Genomic DNA, 16,881 nt, shown 5'->3' with positions numbered 1-16,881 from the left:
GGCTTTCCCTCGTTTTCTATTCCCCATACATAATGGCGAGATTCTGGGATGCAAAAGGTTTTTGCGATGGCTGACACAGTCTTGTTCAACCCGTCGACACTGAAATTCAACGAGGCTGGTTTGATCCCTGCGATTGCGCAGGATGAAGAAACCGGTGAGGTTCTTATGATGGCATGGATGAACGCCCAGTCCATCGAGCGTACGCTGGATACTGGGCGTGTCACCTATTGGTCGCGATCGCGACAGGCGTTCTGGGTCAAAGGCGAAAGTTCGGGCCATGCGCAGGAGTTGGTGGATTTTCGCGTCGATTGTGACCGGGATTGCCTTCTGATCGTAGTGAAACAAACCGGTCCGGCCTGTCACACAAATCGGCGGAGTTGCTTCTATACAGCGGTTCGCGATGGCACCGAAGTCGAGCTTATGTCACCGATGGAATGAAGCGTTTGGCGATCGGGTTGATTCTAAGATTAAAGCCCGACCATCGTTCTGATTTCGGCCGGTGTAATACCTTGATCGCGATATAGAGAAATCGCGCGCGCATCATCGCGTTTTGCAAGCCGTTTGCCCGCTTCATCTCGGATTAGACGGTGGTGGTGATATACCGGCGTTGGCAGCCCAAGCAAGCCCTGTAGCAAGACGTGTATCTGCGTAGCGTCGAACAGATCTTCACCTCGGACCACATGCGTTATGTCCTGATCTGCGTCGTCAACGACTACGGACAAATGATAAGAACTGCCCATATTGCGCCGAACGAGGATGATATCGCCGACTGCGTTGAGAAGCGTATCGGCACAAAGTGAGTGTGTTCCCGCATGTTTCGCTCCGGTTTCACGAAAAGTGCGAAGCTCTGACGCCTCTAGTGCTTTTTCCATATTGAGGCGAAGAACATCCTCGGAGGCCGAATCCTGCAGGAGCCGCTGACGGCATGTACCCGGATAGATGCGCCCATCTGGTCCAAACTGGGGCGCTCCTTCCTGTGGGGCCCCAGCCGCGGCCTCGATATCGGCACGCTTACATTGGCAAGGGTAGACCAACTTCAGATCGATCAAGGTTTCGAGCGCGCGTCGATATTTTTGAATTCGATCTGATTGGCGCATCACCGGCTGAGGCCATGTCAGGCCAAGCCAGTGCAGATCGTCATAGATTTGGTTTTCCCAATGAAGGCGAGAACGCGACTGATCTACATCTTCGATCCGCAAGTGGAATTCTCCACCTGCAGCCTGCGCTTGATCATGGGCCAGAAGTGCAGAATATGCATGGCCCAGATGCAATAGACCTGTCGGAGAAGGCGCAAAGCGCGTTATGAATCTCACGCTTTTTCAACAACGTAGACGTTAGATTTCATGTCCATTCCGGGGAGGTGAGGGCCATATTCACGAAATAACAACCGTGCGTGCCCCATGTCCAGCCAATCGTTGAGACGCGCGGTATAGGCGTGATCGGCCAAGGTATGGTCATTGAAAGAAAAGGCCAGATACCCACCGCGTGGTAACGCATTCATAAGAAGATCAAAGGTTTCAGGCGGAGCCGCGCCGGCTCCAATAACCCCTATAGATGTGATGGCAGAGTAAGCACCCGCCTCAATCGGTTCGGGGTTGGTGACGTCAAAGCCTATCAGATTGCGATAGACACCCTTGGCCGCTGCCCCTTTCAGCATATTCGGCGATGGGTCCATGCCGTCGATCACGTGGAAACCGGCCTTGCTCAGCGCAACACCTGAAAGCCCTGTGCCACAGCCATAGTCCAGAACCGGCACCTCGGCATCTGAGATAAATGACCACAATGCTGCGGCAACACGATCCGGGGTGACGTAGCCATGCTCATCGACTTCATCATCATACGAAGCCGCCCAATTCTGATAGTGTTCCTGCGTTTCCTGGGCAGAGTTCAGATTGTATGTGTTTTTCAAAAACTTGTCGCTCATACCTCACATGTTAGGCGCAGGGTAGGCGTGCCGTCCAGTCAACACTGGTTTAACCAGTCTCTCCAGACAGCTTTTGCCCGGTCTGTATACGCCTTGTAGCGATCTTTACGGCCCCGACGACCACCTTTCAGACCATCGACAGGGCGGAACAATCCGAAATTCACGTTCATGGGCTGGAACGTTTTGGCCTCAGCACCGCCGGTAATATGGTGGATCAACGCGCCCATCGCGCTGTCATGAGGCACTTCGGGCAAGGTCTTGCCCAAAATCTCGGCGGCACCAAGACGACCAGCCAGCAAGCCCATCGCGGCACTTTCAACATAGCCTTCAACCCCGGTGATCTGGCCCGCAAATCGAATATTGGGCCGGGATTTCAGCCGCATCTGCGCATCTAGCAATGTCGGGGAATTGATGAAGGTATTACGATGAATGCCACCCAACCGCGCAAAGCTGGCGTTTTCCAGCCCTGGGATTTTACGAAAAACATCCGTTTGTGCGCCGTATTTCATCTTGGTCTGAAAACCAACGATGTTGAATAAGGTGCCCAATGCATTGTCACGCCGCAATTGAACAACAGCGTGTGGCTTTACATCCGGTTGGTGCGGATTGGTCAGACCAACGGGTTTCATCGGACCGTGACGCAAGGTTTCACGGCCGCGCTCGGCCATTACTTCGATCGGCAGGCAGCCGTCGAAATAACCAGCGGTTTCGCCCTCGTGGAACTCGGTCTTGTCAGCCGCCAGCAGCGCATCAATGAAGGCTTCGTACTGTTCACGATCCATCGGACAATTGAGATAGGCCGTCCGTTCTTCTTCGGTCTCGCCCTTGTCATAACGCGACTGCATCCATGCTTTGCTCATATCAATGCTGTCAGCGTAGACGATAGGCGCTATGGCGTCGAAAAAGGCTAGTGCTTCGGCACCTGTCTCTGACCGTATGGCCTCACTCAAACCGGGTGAGGTCAGCGGGCCTGTGGCGAATATCCAGTGGCCCTCACTGGGCAGGCTGATGACCTCCTCGTCAGTGACTGATACGTGTGAATGTGCCTTCAACTTGGCGGTCACAGATTCAGCAAAAGGATCACGGTCAACCGCCAGGGCACCACCTGCTGGTAGGCGGTGGCTATCAGCCGTGGTCATAATCAACCCGTTTGCTGCGCGCATTTCCCAATGCAGCAATCCGACAGCGTTCTGTTCATCATCATCCGAGCGGAAAGAGTTCGAACATACCATCTCGGCCAGATTGCCGGTCTGGTGCGCAAAGGTGCCTACTTTGGGTCGCATTTCGTGGATCACAACATCCACGCCCATTTCCGCCGCCTGCCAGGCGGCCTCGGACCCGGCCATGCCGCCGCCCACGATGTGCAACTTATCTGTCATGCGCTGCCAAATAGGGCACTGCAACGTCATACGCAATGCGCAGATATCAGCAACTTTAAACGGAGAAGTTTTTGGGGTCGCCGCTGCGGGAATGTCTGCGCCGGTGAGAGAAACCAGCTGGAGGGACCTTCCGCCCACGGCGACCCAAAAGCATATTCAGGCCTTGGCCTTGTCCCAGCATTGCCACAGTGTCGCCCTTTTGAAAAGTGAAAAAATGCGAACAGTGCTGAAAAATGTATGAAATAACAGCGTCACTGATGCCAATTGGGCGGACGTTTCTCTATAAATGCGCTTATGCCTTCCTCGGTATTCCGGTCCATCATATTCTGTGCCATTACTTCGGCAGTATACGCGTAGGCCTGGTCAACGGGCATGTTAACTTGTTGATAAAAAGCTGTTTTACCGATTTTCACCGCACTGCTAAGCTTTGCCGCCAACTTCTCAGCAAGCGTATCAGTTTCTTCCGCCAGCAGGTTTTCAGGGACAACCCGGTTGACCAGACCAAGCTCGGCTGCGCGCTCGGCTGAAATAAAATCACCGGTCGTCAGCATCTCAAACGCCTGTTTACGCGGAATATTCCGGCTGAGTGCCACCATCGGGGTCGAGCAAAACAGGCCGATATTAACGCCATTTACGCCAAACCGTGTACCCTCGGCCGCAATTGCCATGTCACAGGTTGCTACCAACTGACAGCCTGCCGCCGTAGCGATTCCGTGCGTCTGGGCAATAACAGGCTGGGGCAGGGACTGGATAGACAGCATCATCTTTGCGCAGCGGTCGAACAGATCCTGAAAGTAGGAAAGCCCTCGGTCGCTGGCCTGTCGTCCTTGCGTCATCTGTTTCAGATCGTGCCCGGCACAAAACGCTTTTCCCGCCCCTGAAAGAATAACGACACGAATCGAATTATCATTACGCAGTGCATCGAGCTCGGCCTGCAACGCGGCGAGCATTTCGTCACTCAGTGCATTCAAACGCTCAGGCGCATTCATCTTGAGCCGCGCAATAGCTCCTGTGTCGTTACGTTCCAGAATTGCCATCTTGCCCTCCCGCTGGCGTTCGGGCCAACTCTAGGCGGGCAGAGCCATGAGGGGAAGCATGTCGTTAGCACTGAGCAAACAAGATTTGACAGAGTATCTGGAAGAAGTATTTCCACAGGTCCACAGCGATTTTGTTGTGGAAGAACTGACCGAGACGTCAATCACGATGCGACTAAGGGTCGAGGACCGACATCTGCGCCCTGGCGGCACCGTATCCGGGCCGTCCATGTTCGGGCTGGCAGATGTTAGCGTTTATGCGATGGTTTTGGCGCGAAAGGGTCGGCAATCGCTGGCGGTAACTACAAACAGTTCGCTGGATTTCCTTCGCAAGCCGGAAGGTGGCACCGACTTAATTGCCGAATGCAAGTTGCTGAAATTAGGTCGAACATTGGCAGTAGGGGATGTGCTGATGTACTCGGACGGCTCGGACAAACCGGTCGCACGGGCGAGTATGACGTATTCCATTCCTCCAGAAGGTTCAGCCGCCGCCGCGTTTGGATAAAAAAGGGCCGGGGACAAACCCCGGCCAGGAAGAGGTCCCTTAGATGGGACTGGGGATAATTATTTCATCCAGAAGTAGCGGCTTACTTCTTCATCAGCGCGATGGCGGGTCAGTCCTACATCGCGAAGCAGCCTGTCATCCAGCTTGCCTAAATTGACGCGGCTTCGGCGGCGTTGCTCCCACTGTGTGACAATCGCCGCAAACCGCACGGCCAGCGCGGCGATCAGCGGCAGCCGAGGGCTGTCGTTCAGCAGCAAGAGGGCGGGGTTGTGCATTGCGCGTGTCATCTTGGGTATCCTTTCTAATTGTATTGACACAAAGCTAAGATGTTCGGTACAGTGCGTTGATACATTCAACATTGTATCGAAATCAAAGGAAGAATTGTAATGGATACAATTTGGCCAGAGGCGTTACCGAAATCCAAAGGTCCGAAATACACTCTGGTTGCCGACACGATCCGAAAAGCGATAGATAACAAGACACTGGAGGTTGGAAAGAAGCTGCCTCCGGTGCGGGAACTGGCGTATCGATTAAAGATCACACCAGGCACTGTCGCGCGTGCCTATACGATCCTGACCGATGAAGGTTTGCTACAAGCCGAGGTCGGGCGTGGTACATTTGTCGCCCCACCGCGATCGCCCATTTTGGATGATGTCTGGTCGCGGCAGTTGCACCTGAGGGACGATAAATATGAGTCCAACGTTAGCCTGTTCAGCCCACGCCTGCCAGATGTAGGGCAGGTGACCTTAATCCGCGAATGCCTTGAAAAGGTTGCGAAAGGCGATCCGCGGATGTTCATGAACTATCCGACCCGCGATGCTTATCTACCGGTGCGCCAAGTTGTGGCTGACTGGTTATCGGATCTTCCACTTGGCTCATTGAATGCTGATGACATTGTACTGACGCATGGCGGACAAAGTGGTATTTGTGTTGTTTTTCAAACCGTTCTGAGGGATCCCAGACCCGTCGTACTGGTCGAGGATCTATCGTATGCCGGTTTCCGGCGTGCCGGTGAATTGATGCGCGCCGAGATTGTCGGGGTAAAAATGGACAAATGGGGAATAAGCCCCGAAGCGCTGGATCACATCCTCAGGCAAACCAAGGCGCAGGCGATTTGCGTCTCACCCGAGGTGCAGAACCCCACGGGCGGGCATTCTCCGCTGGAGCGACGCAAAGAAGTTGTTGAGATCGCGCGTAAGTATGAATTGCAAATCATCGAAGATGATTGCTATCGCATGGGTGAGGCACGCGCGCCTAGCTATCGTGCGTTGGCACCTGAGCGGGGCTGGCATGTCTCTTCAATTTCCAAAACGCTGACGCCGGCACTGCGCGTTGGATTCGCGATTGCCCCACGGGAGCGAAGCGTAGATTTGCGCCGATCTGCCGAGTACGGGTACTTTGGGTTGGCCCAACCCTTAGCCGAATTGACGCGGCTATTGTTGGGGCACCCAGAGGCGAGGCAACTGGCACGAGATGTTCGCTCCAAGATGGGAGAATATGTGCGGGTCGCAGTAAACGCCTTGGGCGGCTTTGACCTCAATTGGGATTCAGAGATTCCCTTTGTGTGGCTACATCTGCCTTCGGGTTGGCGCTCTGCTGCATTCAGTCGCGCAGCTGAACGTGAAGGTATTCAATTGCGATCCGCCGACGAATTCGCGCTTAGGGACGGCAGGGCACCGAATGCTGTCCGAATTGCAGTGAACGGGCATGTCTCGTTAGCTAAATTTGAAGATGCAATGCTGCGTCTGCGCGCGTTGTTGGATAACCCACCCGAACAAATAAGCGTCTAAGCCTTAGTTCAACGGGGCAGGGTCGCCAAAAAAACCGGCCAGATGCCCGATCTTGCCGTCGGCATCGAGGCGGATGAAATCATGCCCCGCAACCATGATCGAACCATCGGGTGAAACCATATGCCAAGTGAAGTGGACGACGTCATGATGTGAGGTGGGGGCGCTTGTCAGTTCAACGCGGCCTTGCGTATCTTTCAGGACTTCTCCGATATGTGCGGATAACTTATCTCTTCCAGTTACCGCAGCGGTAGGATCGACATAGCGGCCATTGCCAGCAAAACATTGATCAAGCAGTTCCAGTCGTCTATTCGGGTTCGTTTCCTGCCAGGCCGCACCATAAGCGGCAATTACATTGTTTAGTTCTTGCATGGTAGCCTCCGGGGACAGGTTGGTTTTAATGAGTGGGTTACAGTTGCGCGCCTAATAGATTTAGATAGGTTGGCGGATAAATCATTGGGGTAAAATAATACCTATTTTGTAAACATCTGTTATCGCATAATTTATTCTACCTTGCGTGTATTGACCTGCATCACGAGTAGGTCTAAACCCCATCCATCGAATTCGGGCCGCTCCGCCACGGGGCGGTCTTTCACATCAAACAGGACTATCCTGCCATGAAAACCTTTTCTGCAACACCTGCAGACATCGACAAGAAATGGATCCTGATCGACGCAGAAGGCGTTGTTCTGGGCCGTCTTGCCTCGATCGTCGCCATGCGCCTGCGTGGCAAGCACAAAGCGTCGTTCACCCCGAACATGGACATGGGCGACAACGTCATCGTGATCAACGCTGACAAAATCCAGATGACCGGCAAGAAGCGCGAAGAGAACTTCTACTGGCACACTGGCCACCCGGGCGGCATCAAGTCGCGCACCAAGCAGCAGATCCTCGAAGGTGCACACCCCGAGCGCGTCGTGACCCAAGCGGTCAAGCGCATGCTGCCGGGCAACCGTCTGGCACGCCAGCAGATGACCAATCTGCGCGTTTACGCCGGTGCCGAGCATCCTCATGAGGCGCAAGCGCCCGAAGTTCTGGATGTTGCATCCATGAACAAGAAAAACACCCGGAGCTAATGACCGATGGCTGATCAGATCAATACTCTCGAAGAGCTGAGCGCCGTCGCAGGCGTTGAAACCGTGGCCGAAGAAGTCATCGTGCGTGAACCCGTACGTGACGAACTGGGCCGCTCCTATGCCACCGGCAAGCGTAAAGACGCCGTTGCCCGCGTTTGGATCAAGCCGGGTTCCGGCAAGGTCACCGTGAACGGCAAGGATCAGGACAAGTATTTTGCGCGTCCCGTTCTGCAGCTGATCCTGCGCCAGCCGTTCCAGGTTGCTGGTGTTGAAGGTGAGTTCGATGTTGTTGCAACCGTCAAAGGCGGTGGCCTGACGGGGCAGGCCGGTGCGGTCAAGCACGGCATCTCGAAAGCGCTGCAACTGTACGATCCGAACCTGCGTGGCGCTCTGAAAGCTGCTGGCTTCCTGACCCGCGACAGCCGCGTTGTGGAACGTAAGAAATACGGTAAGCGCAAAGCGCGTCGTTCGTTCCAGTTCTCGAAGCGTTAATCGCTACGGATACCGAATTGGAAAGGGCTCGCAACTGCGAGCCCTTTTTCTTTGGTGGGTTTATTCTTCGTAAACCAGTTTCCACGCACCATTTTCGACGACGCTGACAAAGACAGTATCAGCACCCTGATGGTCATCCGGCCCATAGGTGATCTGGTTGCCGACCAGCTCATCCATGTAATCCAGCGATTCCATTGCGGCGATGAAACTTTCGTGGGTCAGATCAGGCCCTGCGGCCTCAAGCGCTTTGACCATCATCTCGGCTGCTGAATAGCCAAGCATTGAGAAACCGACCGGATCCTCGCCTGTTGCCTCTTTGTATTCTGCGATAAACGCTGCCGGGGCAGGTTCTTCCGCGCGCGCCCAGAGGTCCAACCAGGACGCGGCTGCATAGAAACCATCCGTGACGCCTCCGGGTACCTGTGCCACCACGGTCAAGAAGCTGGCCGAGGTGCCGAGGAACTTCATGTCGGTCAGACCCATTTTCTTGGCCGTTCCAACAACGGTGATTGCCTGACGTACGCCGAGGGCCATGGTGACGATATCGCAACCTTCTTCCTTGAGCTTGCTCAAGGACCCCACGAAGTCCGTCTCGTCCGGCTTATGGGTGGTCTCTGCGCCGAAAGTGATGCCAGCTTCTTCAGCCCCAGCTTTGCTGCCTTCCAGGATTTCCTCGCCGAAATCGGTGGGTAGATACATTGTGCAGACGGTTTGCGATCCGAATTCACCGTTTAGATATTTCACTCCAATCCGCGCCTGGTCGTAATAGGTCGAGAACGACGTGAACTTGTTCTTCATCGGCTCTTGCAGCATCTGCCGCGCGGCGGTCAGAGGAGCGACGTTGGGAATACCTTTCGGGTCCAGCAGCTTGAACCCGGCGACGTTCATCGGCGTACCCAGCGATTGCAGCATGGCAAACACCTTATCGCGGTTCAGAAGCTTGTTATAACCCTGCATCGCGCGTGGCATCTGGTAGCCATTATCCTCGACCACAAAGCGAATCTGACGCCCGTGAACGCCGCCCTCAGCGTTGACCCGATCAAAGACCACATTCGCGCCCTTCGTGGCCGGTACTCCCACGGCAGCGAAGATGCCACTGAGGTCGTTAACAGAGCCGATGACGATCTCATCATCGCTCACACCTTGGGTTTGCGCCCAGCCTATTGTGGCGCATGCAGTTAATGCCGTGGCTGCAGCAAACCCTTTAATCAGTTGTTTCATATTTCTCCTCCCTGTTGGGTCGTCCCTTAACTAATTGTACATATCTTCAATGAGATGTGCGTGTTTCTTTTCCACAAGACCACGCTTGAGTTTCATCGTCGCAGTCAGCTCATCATCCTCTGCGGTCAGCAACACATCGATCAAACGAAAATCCTTGATCTGTTCGACCCGTGCAAACTCTTTGTTTACGGCTTTGATCTCTGCACCAATTAGTTCGGTGACTTCCGATGCCGCACAGAGGGATGCAAAATTCGAGAAGGGGATCTTACGCTCTTGCGCGAATTTCTCGACATTCTCCTGATCGATCATGATTAGCGCAGTTAAATACTTACGCCTGTCCCCGATGATTACCGCGTCCGAGATGTACTGGCTGAACTTCAATCCACTCTCGATCTCGGCGGGCGTGATGTTCTTGCCGCCCGCAGTGATGATGATGTCCTTGAGGCGACCTGTGATGGTGACAAAGCCATCCTCGTCGATATGCCCCATATCCCCGGTGCGCAGCCAGCCGTCGCAAGTGAAGCTTTCAGCCGTTTTGGCATTGTTGCGCCAGTAGCCCTGAAAAATGTTCAGACCTTTAACCTGAATTTCCCCATCATCCGAAATACGCATGTCGTTGCCGGGCACTGGCATTCCAATGGTGCCGATCTTGTTGACCCCAAGCGTGTTCAACGCCGCTATGCCGGCAGTCTCGGTCATCCCGAACCCTTCGACAATTGGTACGCCGATGGCCCAATACCATCTAAGCAGATCAGGAGAGATCGGCGCTGCACCAGAACCACCCCGACGAAGCCGGTCTAGGCCCAGCATCCGGCGCAGGTTGCGCAGTACTAGCCGATCCCAGAACCAGAACCGCATTGCGACCAGCGAGGGCACGGGCTTGCCCGTAAGGATGTAATCAGCCCGCGCCGTGCCCGCCTTGAGCGCCTGCACAAAGGCGAAACGCCCGGTCGGCGTGGCTTCTTTTGCCATGAACATGACCTGCGAGTAGATTTTCTCCCACACTCGTGGAACGGCGGTAAAGGTGGCGGGAGAGACTTCTTGCAGGTTGGCGAATACCGTTTCGGGGCTTTCGGCGAAATTCACTGTGCTTTTCATCGCCAGTGGGTAATAGATCGACACATCGCGCTCGAGGATATGACAGAGCGGCAGAAAACACAGTTGTTCGTCGGTCGACTGAGACGGCAGGGAATGGGCGCCAGCTTCGATCGCCGCCATGATGTTTTCATGGCTTAGCATGGCGCCCTTAGGATTGCCGGTGGTGCCCGATGTATAGATGAGCAAGGCAGTGTCTTGTGGCGAGGCCGCAGCGATCTCAGCCTCGAATGCGCCAGGTTCTTCGGCCTCAGCCTGCCGCCCCAGAGAGTACAAGTCCCCAATCATCATGCAACGCGGATGGTCGAGATCGTGCAGGCCTTCGTCTTCAAGGATAATGACCTTGAGCAAATCTGGAAGTTGCTCTTCTACCTCGAGGAACTTGTCCAACTGCTCTTCGTCTTCAACGATCAGAAACCGGCTGCCACTGTCGTTGATCAGATATTTCAGCTGAGCAGCTGAATCCGTGGTGTAGACGCCAGAGGCGATCCCTCCGACGCATTGGATGCCCATATCGAACCATGCCCATTCCTTACGGTCTTCGGACAGGATTGACACAACTTCGCCACGTTGCAGGCCCAACTTGCGCAGGGCCAGCCCGATCCATCTGGCGTGCTGCCAGTAGTCGGCCCATGAATAGGATTTCCAGATGCCGAAATCCTTTTCACGATGCGCTGTGCGTGATCCCGACTCGGCACAACGTTTTTGGAACAGCTCGCAAATCGTCACGCAACCATCGACCCACAGCGGGCGCTGCCCGGGCGTCGCGTTGAACTGCACGCCGTTGATCGTGATCTGAGGGGGCAGGGGGTTCGCGTCCATCCGGCTCACCTCCACGTCTTCTTGCGTTTCCAACGGCGGTTCTCCCGCGCGCCTTCTTCCTGAACGCCCAAATAGAAGTTCTGGATGTCTTCGGATTGCAGCAATACATCGGCGGCACCATCCATGACGATCCGCCCGATCTCCATAACATAGCCATGATGGGCAAGTTCCAAGGCGGCATTGGCGTTCTGTTCAACCAGCATCATCGTCATTTTCTGCTCGTCATTGAGGCGCTTGAGGATGCCAAAAATCTCTTGCACCAACAACGGTGACAGGCCCAGCGAGGGCTCGTCCAGCAGCATGATACGGGGGTTGGCCATCAAACCGCGCCCGATTGCCAGCATCTGCTGTTGCCCGCCAGACAAGGTGCCGGCCTCTTGACCCCGGCGTTCTTTCAGAACGGGAAAGTAGGAAAAGACCAGATCGCGATCGTGATCGATCTGACCTTTGTCTGACAGGGTATACGCGCCAAGGCTCAGGTTCTCATCGACGGTCAGAAGCGGAAAAACCTCACGTCCTTCAGGCACATGTACGATGCCTTTTTGAACAACCTTGTAAGGTTCGGAGCCTTGTATTTGCTGGCCGTCAAATGTGATCGTGCCTTTTTCGGGGTCCATCACGCCCGAGACGGTTTTCATTAGTGTCGTCTTGCCTGCACCATTCGCGCCAAGGATCGAGACGATCTGCCCTGGATGCACGTCCAGCGATACACCGCGAATGGCCATGATCGGGCCATAGAAGCTTTCGATATTGCGGATTCTGAGAATTGGCTCATTCATGAGGCTTTCCCCAGATAAGCCTCGACCACGGCTGGATGCGATTGAACCTCAGCAGGGGTTCCTAGCGCAAGTTTCGCTCCGTCAGCCATCGCCAGCACCCGGTCGGAAACGCCCGAGACCAGTCCCATGTCATGTTCCACCATCAGCACGGTGATCCCCATCTGCCGTCGGATATCATCGATCCACCAGCGCATATCGGAGGTCTCTTCAACCGACAGGCCCGAGGCGGGTTCGTCCAGTAGCAGGAGTTTTGGATCGGTGGCCAGCGCGCGTGCGACCTCGACCACCTTGCGTACACCGTAGGGTAGGCCCGAGATCATCTTGTCGCGGAAAGCCTGAAGGTCGAGGAAGTCGATGATCTCTTCTACCATTTCACGGTTTTCAATCTCTTGCTTGCGCGCAGCGGGCGTAAACAGAATTTCCGAGAACAGATTGGTTTTGCGGTGCCGGTGGCGCCCGACCAGAAGGTTCTGTAGAACGGTCGCGTGTTCGAACAGTTCAATGTTCTGGAATGTACGTGCCACACCATAGGCTGCTACGGCCGAAGGTTTCACGCGCAGCAAGTCGTGCCCATCGAACCGGATCGCCCCCGCATAAGGATCGTAAAATCGTGAGATCAGATTGAAGACTGTAGATTTGCCAGCCCCGTTCGGACCAACGATGGCAAAAACCTCGCCCTCCTGAACACCAAATGACAGATTATCGACTGCGGTCAGACCGCCGAATTTCAGGGTGACGCTTTCAAACTCCAGCAAGCTCATCTCAGACGCTCCGTCTTGAGATACGATTTTTGCCGTTTGAACATGTCCTTGCGGTAGAAGGGGAACAGCTCGAACCAAGTGCGGATTTTCAACCATCGGCCATAGAGGCCCATTGGTTCGAACAGGATGAAGGCGATCAGGATCATGCCGAAGATGCCAAACTCCAAACCCGGAATGGCAACGGTGTTTCCGCCAAATATGGCCGCTGCATATTCCTTCGAGATCGACAGGAACTGCGGCAGGAAACCGATCACGATTGCACCCAGAAACGCGCCATGGATAGAACCCAATCCGCCGATCACGATCATCATCAGCAATTGGATCGAAATAACGACGCTGAAAGTCTCGTTGTTGAACGCTCCCGCAAACATTCCCATCAGTGCGCCTGCCAACCCAGTGACTGCACAGGAGAGGGCAAATGAGATCGTCTTGGTGCGCGCGATATCCACGCCCATCGCCTGCGCTGAGACCTCAGAATCTCGTACGGCGATGAAGCTGCGGCCCAAGGGCGCGCGCAATAGGTTGATATAGCCCAGTGTCACGACAACGGCGACGGCCAGCACCAGCCAGAAGAACGGGGCCGGGGTAGCCCAACGATCGACCAGATGTCCAAAGATCTCGACACCACCCAGATATTTACCCGCGACACCTCCGGTGATGGGTTCGGCCAGAACGATGATGTCGTCCATGAGCACAGACAGGGCCAAAGTAAAAATCGCAAGATAGATGCCGTGCAGGCGCAGGGCAGGGATGGCAACCGTTGCACCAACGATACCGGTCAACAGGCCCGCCACAGGGAAAGCCAGTAGAAAAGGTACGCCCGCTTCTATGAGCACAACATTTGCATAGCATCCGACGGCCAGAAAGGCGGCGTGGCCGAGGCTGGCTTGTCCAGTATGACCTGTCAGGATCATCAGGCCGAGCCCGGCTATTGCCCAGATCAGCACATTGGTCAGCTCACCCAGATAGAAATCATCCAGCCACCAGGGCGCAGCGGTAACGATCGCCAAAAGGATAAGATAGAGGCTGAGTTGATAGCCATCCTTCCAGGGGCGGATGTCTTGCATATAGTCGGTTTTGAACACGATCCGCATGGTGCTCAGACCTTCTTGACCCGCACCTGGCTGAACAGCCCGTGCGGTCGAAAGATCAGTACCGCCAGCAAGAGCGCATATGGTGCGATCTGGCTGTATCCGGCGGCGACATAGCGGCTGGCAAAGGGTTCGATCACTCCGACAATCAGCCCTCCGGCCAATGCACCCGGAAGGCTGCCGAACCCTCCGATAACTGCGGCCGCAAAGGCTTTGATTCCCAGCAATCCGGTCGTGGGATCAACCGAGCCTTTGGCGGCGAACAATATTCCGGCGATTCCGGCAACGACACCTGCCAAGGCCCAGATAAACCCCTGAACGCGCTTGACCGGGATACCCATATAATAGGCTGCCAACTGGTTCTGAGACGCACCCTGCATGGCAAGCCCCAACTTGGTCTTGCTGAAAAACACATAAAGGCCCCAGGTGAGTAGGATAGTGACGACGATAACGGCTACATCTTCCATGCCTAGAACCAGTCCACCAAACCGGATTTCCTTCCCGGCCAGAGGATTCTGCAGCGTTTGTGGCTCGTGCCCCCAGATCAGACCGGCGGCAAACCGGATCACAAAGCCCAAAGCGATGGTCAGGATCACGACCGCGGTCTGACTTTCACCAAACAGGCGACGGATGATCAGCCGATCAATCAAATATCCCAACGCCCCCATAATCATCAATGAGATTGGCAGCGCTAGCCAGAAGGGCAGACCCATATATTCAGTATTCGTAAGGCCGATAGTTACAAACGCACCCAGCATCATGAAATCGCCCTGCGCGAAATTCACCGCCTCGGTCGCTTTGTAAATCAGAACAAAGCCCAGAGCGATCAGGCCGTAAACGCAGCCATTCGCCAGCCCGCTGATCAGCAGCTGTGCGTTATCCAATCTCACCCTCCCTCAGCCGGTTATGTCCGGCGCTTTGTTCTACTATGGCGTGATAATTACCTTGCCGTCACTCTTTTTTAGAGCGTCTGCCAGATTTGGCAGCACTTCACGCAACGAAAGCCTTGCGGAAACATCTGTGTGCCAGCGTCCGTCCGCAAATCGCGCCTGTACTTCGCCAACAACGCGCATTTGATCAGCCGGGGGAGTGTCCATCATCCAGCGGGTCAGCCAAAACCCTTCGATCCGTTTGCTCATAAAGATCAACTGTCCCATCTGGGTCAGCTTTGGCAATTCAGAGCTGAGCTTGCCGTAACACACCCAGCGCGCGCCATTGGGCATGGCACAAAACACTTGCTCGGACAGTTGGTCCGCAACGGCATCAAGGAACACACGAGGTTTTAGGGTTTTGCTGATAGTCGCGAACTGCGTGGCTGCATCAGCGCCACCAGTCACCACCACCTCTGCAGCGCCGAGGGCCTTTAGCGGGTCAATCGTCTCAGCTCGTCGCACCAACGCGATTGGTTTCAACCCAAGGTCCCGCCCAAGGCTGCACATCAATTTTCCGAGTTGGCTGGTTGCTGCGGAAACTACAAAGGCCTCACCTGCATTCTTCGCGATATCCACCATCGCCATAGCTGTCAGAGGGTTAACAATCTGCGCAGCACCGTCTTCGTCTGAGATATCGGGCCGCAAAGGGATGCACATCTGAGCTTGTGTAACGACATATTCGGCCCATGCACCTGAGCCTGCTGCAACAAACGCCACCCGCTGATCCTGCAGGGCCTCGGCGCCGGCTCCTGTGGCTACAACGTCTCCACATCCTTCGAAACCCGCAGCAGCACCTTTGACCCGAGGCTGACCGTATTCGCCTTTGATAAAATGGATATCAGATGGGTTAACCGAGGCAGTTCGCAATCTGATCAACACCTGACCCGGCCCGGGAACGGGCAAGGGCAGATCAGCTTCGGCCAACCAATCCGATGCCTTTTCCAAAGTGGGTCCGGTGGCAGTACCCGAATAGCCGTCATGTGTTTGAACAATGGCAATCATGGAGTCGGGCAGAGCGGTCATTTTGCAATCCTTTTGGAAAGGAAGTTCAACACAATGTGGAAACTACTTCAACGTAACACTTTGACAAACATCTAAAATTGTATTTCCCAGTGTTGCAGAACCAAGCATTCGTGGGTTTGTTGTATTACTTTGCACGATCGCAACACTAGGGAAATCAAAGTGCCCAAGCTTAGCTGAACCAGCCCCAACCGGGCTGGTTCAAAGTGCCGCGCTACTGCGTCAGCAAGTTGCGCAGGTCTTGTATCTTGGCGACGATCAGCTCGGGCGATGCTTTAATATCGTCGAGAATCGTAAGAGCTTTGGATTTAATATCCTCAGTTAGAGTGCTGTCCTGGATCGATGTGACCATGGCGTCATAGTCAAAATTCTGTGCAGTCAGCATTCCCTCTTGAACCCAGGAATTAAACAGCTCTTGCCCCTGCGCCGTGAGCGCAGCAACTTGCTCTCCGGCGTCGGAAGCTGCATCGCTGGCTTGTTCTGCGACAGATGACGCCGCTTCACTTGCCTGATCTGCAACCGAAGATGCGGCCTCAGACGCTTGCTCGGTCGCCGCTTCAACCGCATCGCTCGCAGCCTCTTGAATGGCTGTGGCTGCCTCGCCAACAGCGTCGGATGCGTCCTCGGCAGCCGATTGAAGCTGTTCGGCCGGTGTTGGTTCAGGTTTTGTGGCGAAATAGTATGCCCCTCCGCCAATGACGGCGATGGCAACAATTAACAATAGACGCGACATAGGGGGTCTCCTTCAAATAATGTGTCGCCGACATGGGATGAATTTACCCTAGCGCCAAGGGGAAAACCCGTGAATCTGCAGCACATTCCGGGTTTGAGCTACACTGTGCTGATAGGCATGGTATGCGGTGGCAACATCATGCCGTATTTAGTCGATTGATCAGATAAAAACATGTTTCGGAAGTTTGTGGTGGAAACTCAAGCGGCCAACTAGGCTCAGGACTCACGGCC

Annotated in this window: 18 protein-coding genes and 1 pseudogene; 5 read left to right on the top strand and 14 right to left on the bottom strand. The window is 54.8% G+C overall.

Features of this window, described 5'->3' with window-relative positions; genetic code table 11:
- Positions 1–48: 48 nt before the first annotated feature.
- Positions 49–438, top strand: coding sequence for a phosphoribosyl-AMP cyclohydrolase (hisI, locus tag AC2FI7_RS04320; RefSeq protein WP_010440005.1), 390 nt, complete (start codon positions 49–51; stop codon positions 436–438).
- Positions 439–467: 29 nt separating this feature from the next.
- Here hisI and gluQRS read toward each other — a convergent pair whose 3' ends face one another.
- The 4 genes and pseudogenes from gluQRS to AC2FI7_RS04300 form a co-directional block, all read right to left on the bottom strand.
- The gene (gluQRS, locus tag AC2FI7_RS04315; RefSeq protein WP_010440007.1) at positions 468–1,313 is read right to left on the bottom strand and encodes a tRNA glutamyl-Q(34) synthetase GluQRS; all 846 of its coding nucleotides are present in this window, start codon (positions 1,311–1,313) and stop codon (positions 468–470) included.
- Positions 1,310–1,924 (bottom strand): class I SAM-dependent DNA methyltransferase, encoded by a 615-nt coding sequence (locus AC2FI7_RS04310; RefSeq protein WP_010440009.1) that lies wholly within the window; start codon positions 1,922–1,924, stop codon positions 1,310–1,312. The genes gluQRS and AC2FI7_RS04310 overlap by 4 nt, the downstream gene beginning before the upstream one ends.
- A gap of 38 nt (positions 1,925–1,962) precedes the next feature.
- A complete protein-coding gene (gene trmFO, locus AC2FI7_RS04305) occupies positions 1,963–3,303 on the bottom strand; it encodes a methylenetetrahydrofolate--tRNA-(uracil(54)-C(5))-methyltransferase (FADH(2)-oxidizing) TrmFO (protein WP_010440011.1) in 1,341 nt (446 codons plus the stop codon).
- A gap of 251 nt (positions 3,304–3,554) precedes the next feature.
- A pseudogene (locus AC2FI7_RS04300) lies at positions 3,555–4,349 on the bottom strand (enoyl-CoA hydratase); the annotation flags it as partial.
- Between the two features lie 49 nt (positions 4,350–4,398).
- On the opposite strand from AC2FI7_RS04300, the gene AC2FI7_RS04295 reads away from it, so the two are divergent.
- Entirely contained in the window at positions 4,399–4,842 is a 444-nt protein-coding gene (locus AC2FI7_RS04295) for a PaaI family thioesterase (protein ID WP_010440015.1), read from the top strand.
- A gap of 59 nt (positions 4,843–4,901) precedes the next feature.
- Here AC2FI7_RS04295 and AC2FI7_RS04290 read toward each other — a convergent pair whose 3' ends face one another.
- On the bottom strand, positions 4,902–5,129 hold the full coding sequence (locus tag AC2FI7_RS04290; protein WP_010440019.1) for a DUF1127 domain-containing protein: 228 nt from the start codon (positions 5,127–5,129) through the stop codon (positions 4,902–4,904).
- A gap of 99 nt (positions 5,130–5,228) precedes the next feature.
- On the opposite strand from AC2FI7_RS04290, the gene AC2FI7_RS04285 reads away from it, so the two are divergent.
- Positions 5,229–6,632, top strand: coding sequence for an aminotransferase-like domain-containing protein (locus tag AC2FI7_RS04285; protein WP_010440021.1), 1,404 nt, complete (start codon positions 5,229–5,231; stop codon positions 6,630–6,632).
- Between the two features lie 3 nt (positions 6,633–6,635).
- Here AC2FI7_RS04285 and AC2FI7_RS04280 read toward each other — a convergent pair whose 3' ends face one another.
- Positions 6,636–7,001: a nuclear transport factor 2 family protein gene (locus AC2FI7_RS04280; RefSeq protein ID WP_010440025.1), complete on the bottom strand. Its 366-nt coding sequence runs from the start codon at positions 6,999–7,001 to the stop codon at positions 6,636–6,638.
- 245 nt (positions 7,002–7,246) lie between these two features.
- Here AC2FI7_RS04280 and rplM point away from each other — a divergent pair, with 245 nt between their 5' ends.
- Both rplM and rpsI read left to right on the top strand, forming a co-directional pair.
- Positions 7,247–7,705, top strand: coding sequence for a 50S ribosomal protein L13 (gene rplM, locus AC2FI7_RS04275; RefSeq protein WP_010440027.1), 459 nt, complete (start codon positions 7,247–7,249; stop codon positions 7,703–7,705).
- A gap of 6 nt (positions 7,706–7,711) precedes the next feature.
- Entirely contained in the window at positions 7,712–8,197 is a 486-nt protein-coding gene (gene rpsI / locus AC2FI7_RS04270; RefSeq protein WP_010440030.1) for a 30S ribosomal protein S9, read from the top strand.
- Between the two features lie 60 nt (positions 8,198–8,257).
- Here the strand turns inward: rpsI and AC2FI7_RS04265 are convergent, their stop codons facing one another.
- From AC2FI7_RS04265 to AC2FI7_RS04230, 8 genes are all read right to left on the bottom strand, one after another.
- Positions 8,258–9,418: an ABC transporter substrate-binding protein gene (locus tag AC2FI7_RS04265; protein ID WP_010440033.1), complete on the bottom strand. Its 1,161-nt coding sequence runs from the start codon at positions 9,416–9,418 to the stop codon at positions 8,258–8,260.
- 30 nt (positions 9,419–9,448) lie between these two features.
- A complete protein-coding gene (locus tag AC2FI7_RS04260; RefSeq protein ID WP_496815346.1) occupies positions 9,449–11,335 on the bottom strand; it encodes an AMP-dependent synthetase/ligase in 1,887 nt (628 codons plus the stop codon).
- A gap of 5 nt (positions 11,336–11,340) precedes the next feature.
- A complete protein-coding gene (locus tag AC2FI7_RS04255; RefSeq protein WP_496815344.1) occupies positions 11,341–12,114 on the bottom strand; it encodes an ABC transporter ATP-binding protein in 774 nt (257 codons plus the stop codon).
- Positions 12,111–12,875, bottom strand: a complete 765-nt coding sequence (locus AC2FI7_RS04250; RefSeq protein WP_010440040.1) for an ABC transporter ATP-binding protein — start codon at positions 12,873–12,875, stop codon at positions 12,111–12,113. Before AC2FI7_RS04250 ends, AC2FI7_RS04255 begins: the two co-directional genes overlap by 4 nt.
- Entirely contained in the window at positions 12,872–13,969 is a 1,098-nt protein-coding gene (locus AC2FI7_RS04245; RefSeq protein WP_010440042.1) for a branched-chain amino acid ABC transporter permease, read from the bottom strand. The genes AC2FI7_RS04250 and AC2FI7_RS04245 overlap by 4 nt, the downstream gene beginning before the upstream one ends.
- A 5-nt stretch (positions 13,970–13,974) precedes the next feature.
- Positions 13,975–14,850 carry a branched-chain amino acid ABC transporter permease gene (locus AC2FI7_RS04240; RefSeq protein ID WP_010440044.1) on the bottom strand — a complete coding sequence of 292 codons (876 nt, stop codon included), beginning with the start codon at positions 14,848–14,850 and terminating at the stop codon, positions 13,975–13,977.
- A gap of 42 nt (positions 14,851–14,892) precedes the next feature.
- Positions 14,893–15,921 carry an alcohol dehydrogenase catalytic domain-containing protein gene (locus AC2FI7_RS04235; protein WP_010440045.1) on the bottom strand — a complete coding sequence of 343 codons (1,029 nt, stop codon included), beginning with the start codon at positions 15,919–15,921 and terminating at the stop codon, positions 14,893–14,895.
- A 211-nt stretch (positions 15,922–16,132) separates the two neighbouring features.
- A complete protein-coding gene (locus tag AC2FI7_RS04230) occupies positions 16,133–16,651 on the bottom strand; it encodes a hypothetical protein (protein WP_010440046.1) in 519 nt (172 codons plus the stop codon).
- Positions 16,652–16,881 lie beyond the last annotated feature (230 nt).

Source organism: Ruegeria sp. YTSA064, assembly GCF_059610325.1.
The sequence above is the reverse complement of the archived record's forward strand: the minus strand, read 5'-3'. Positions and strand labels throughout refer to the sequence as shown.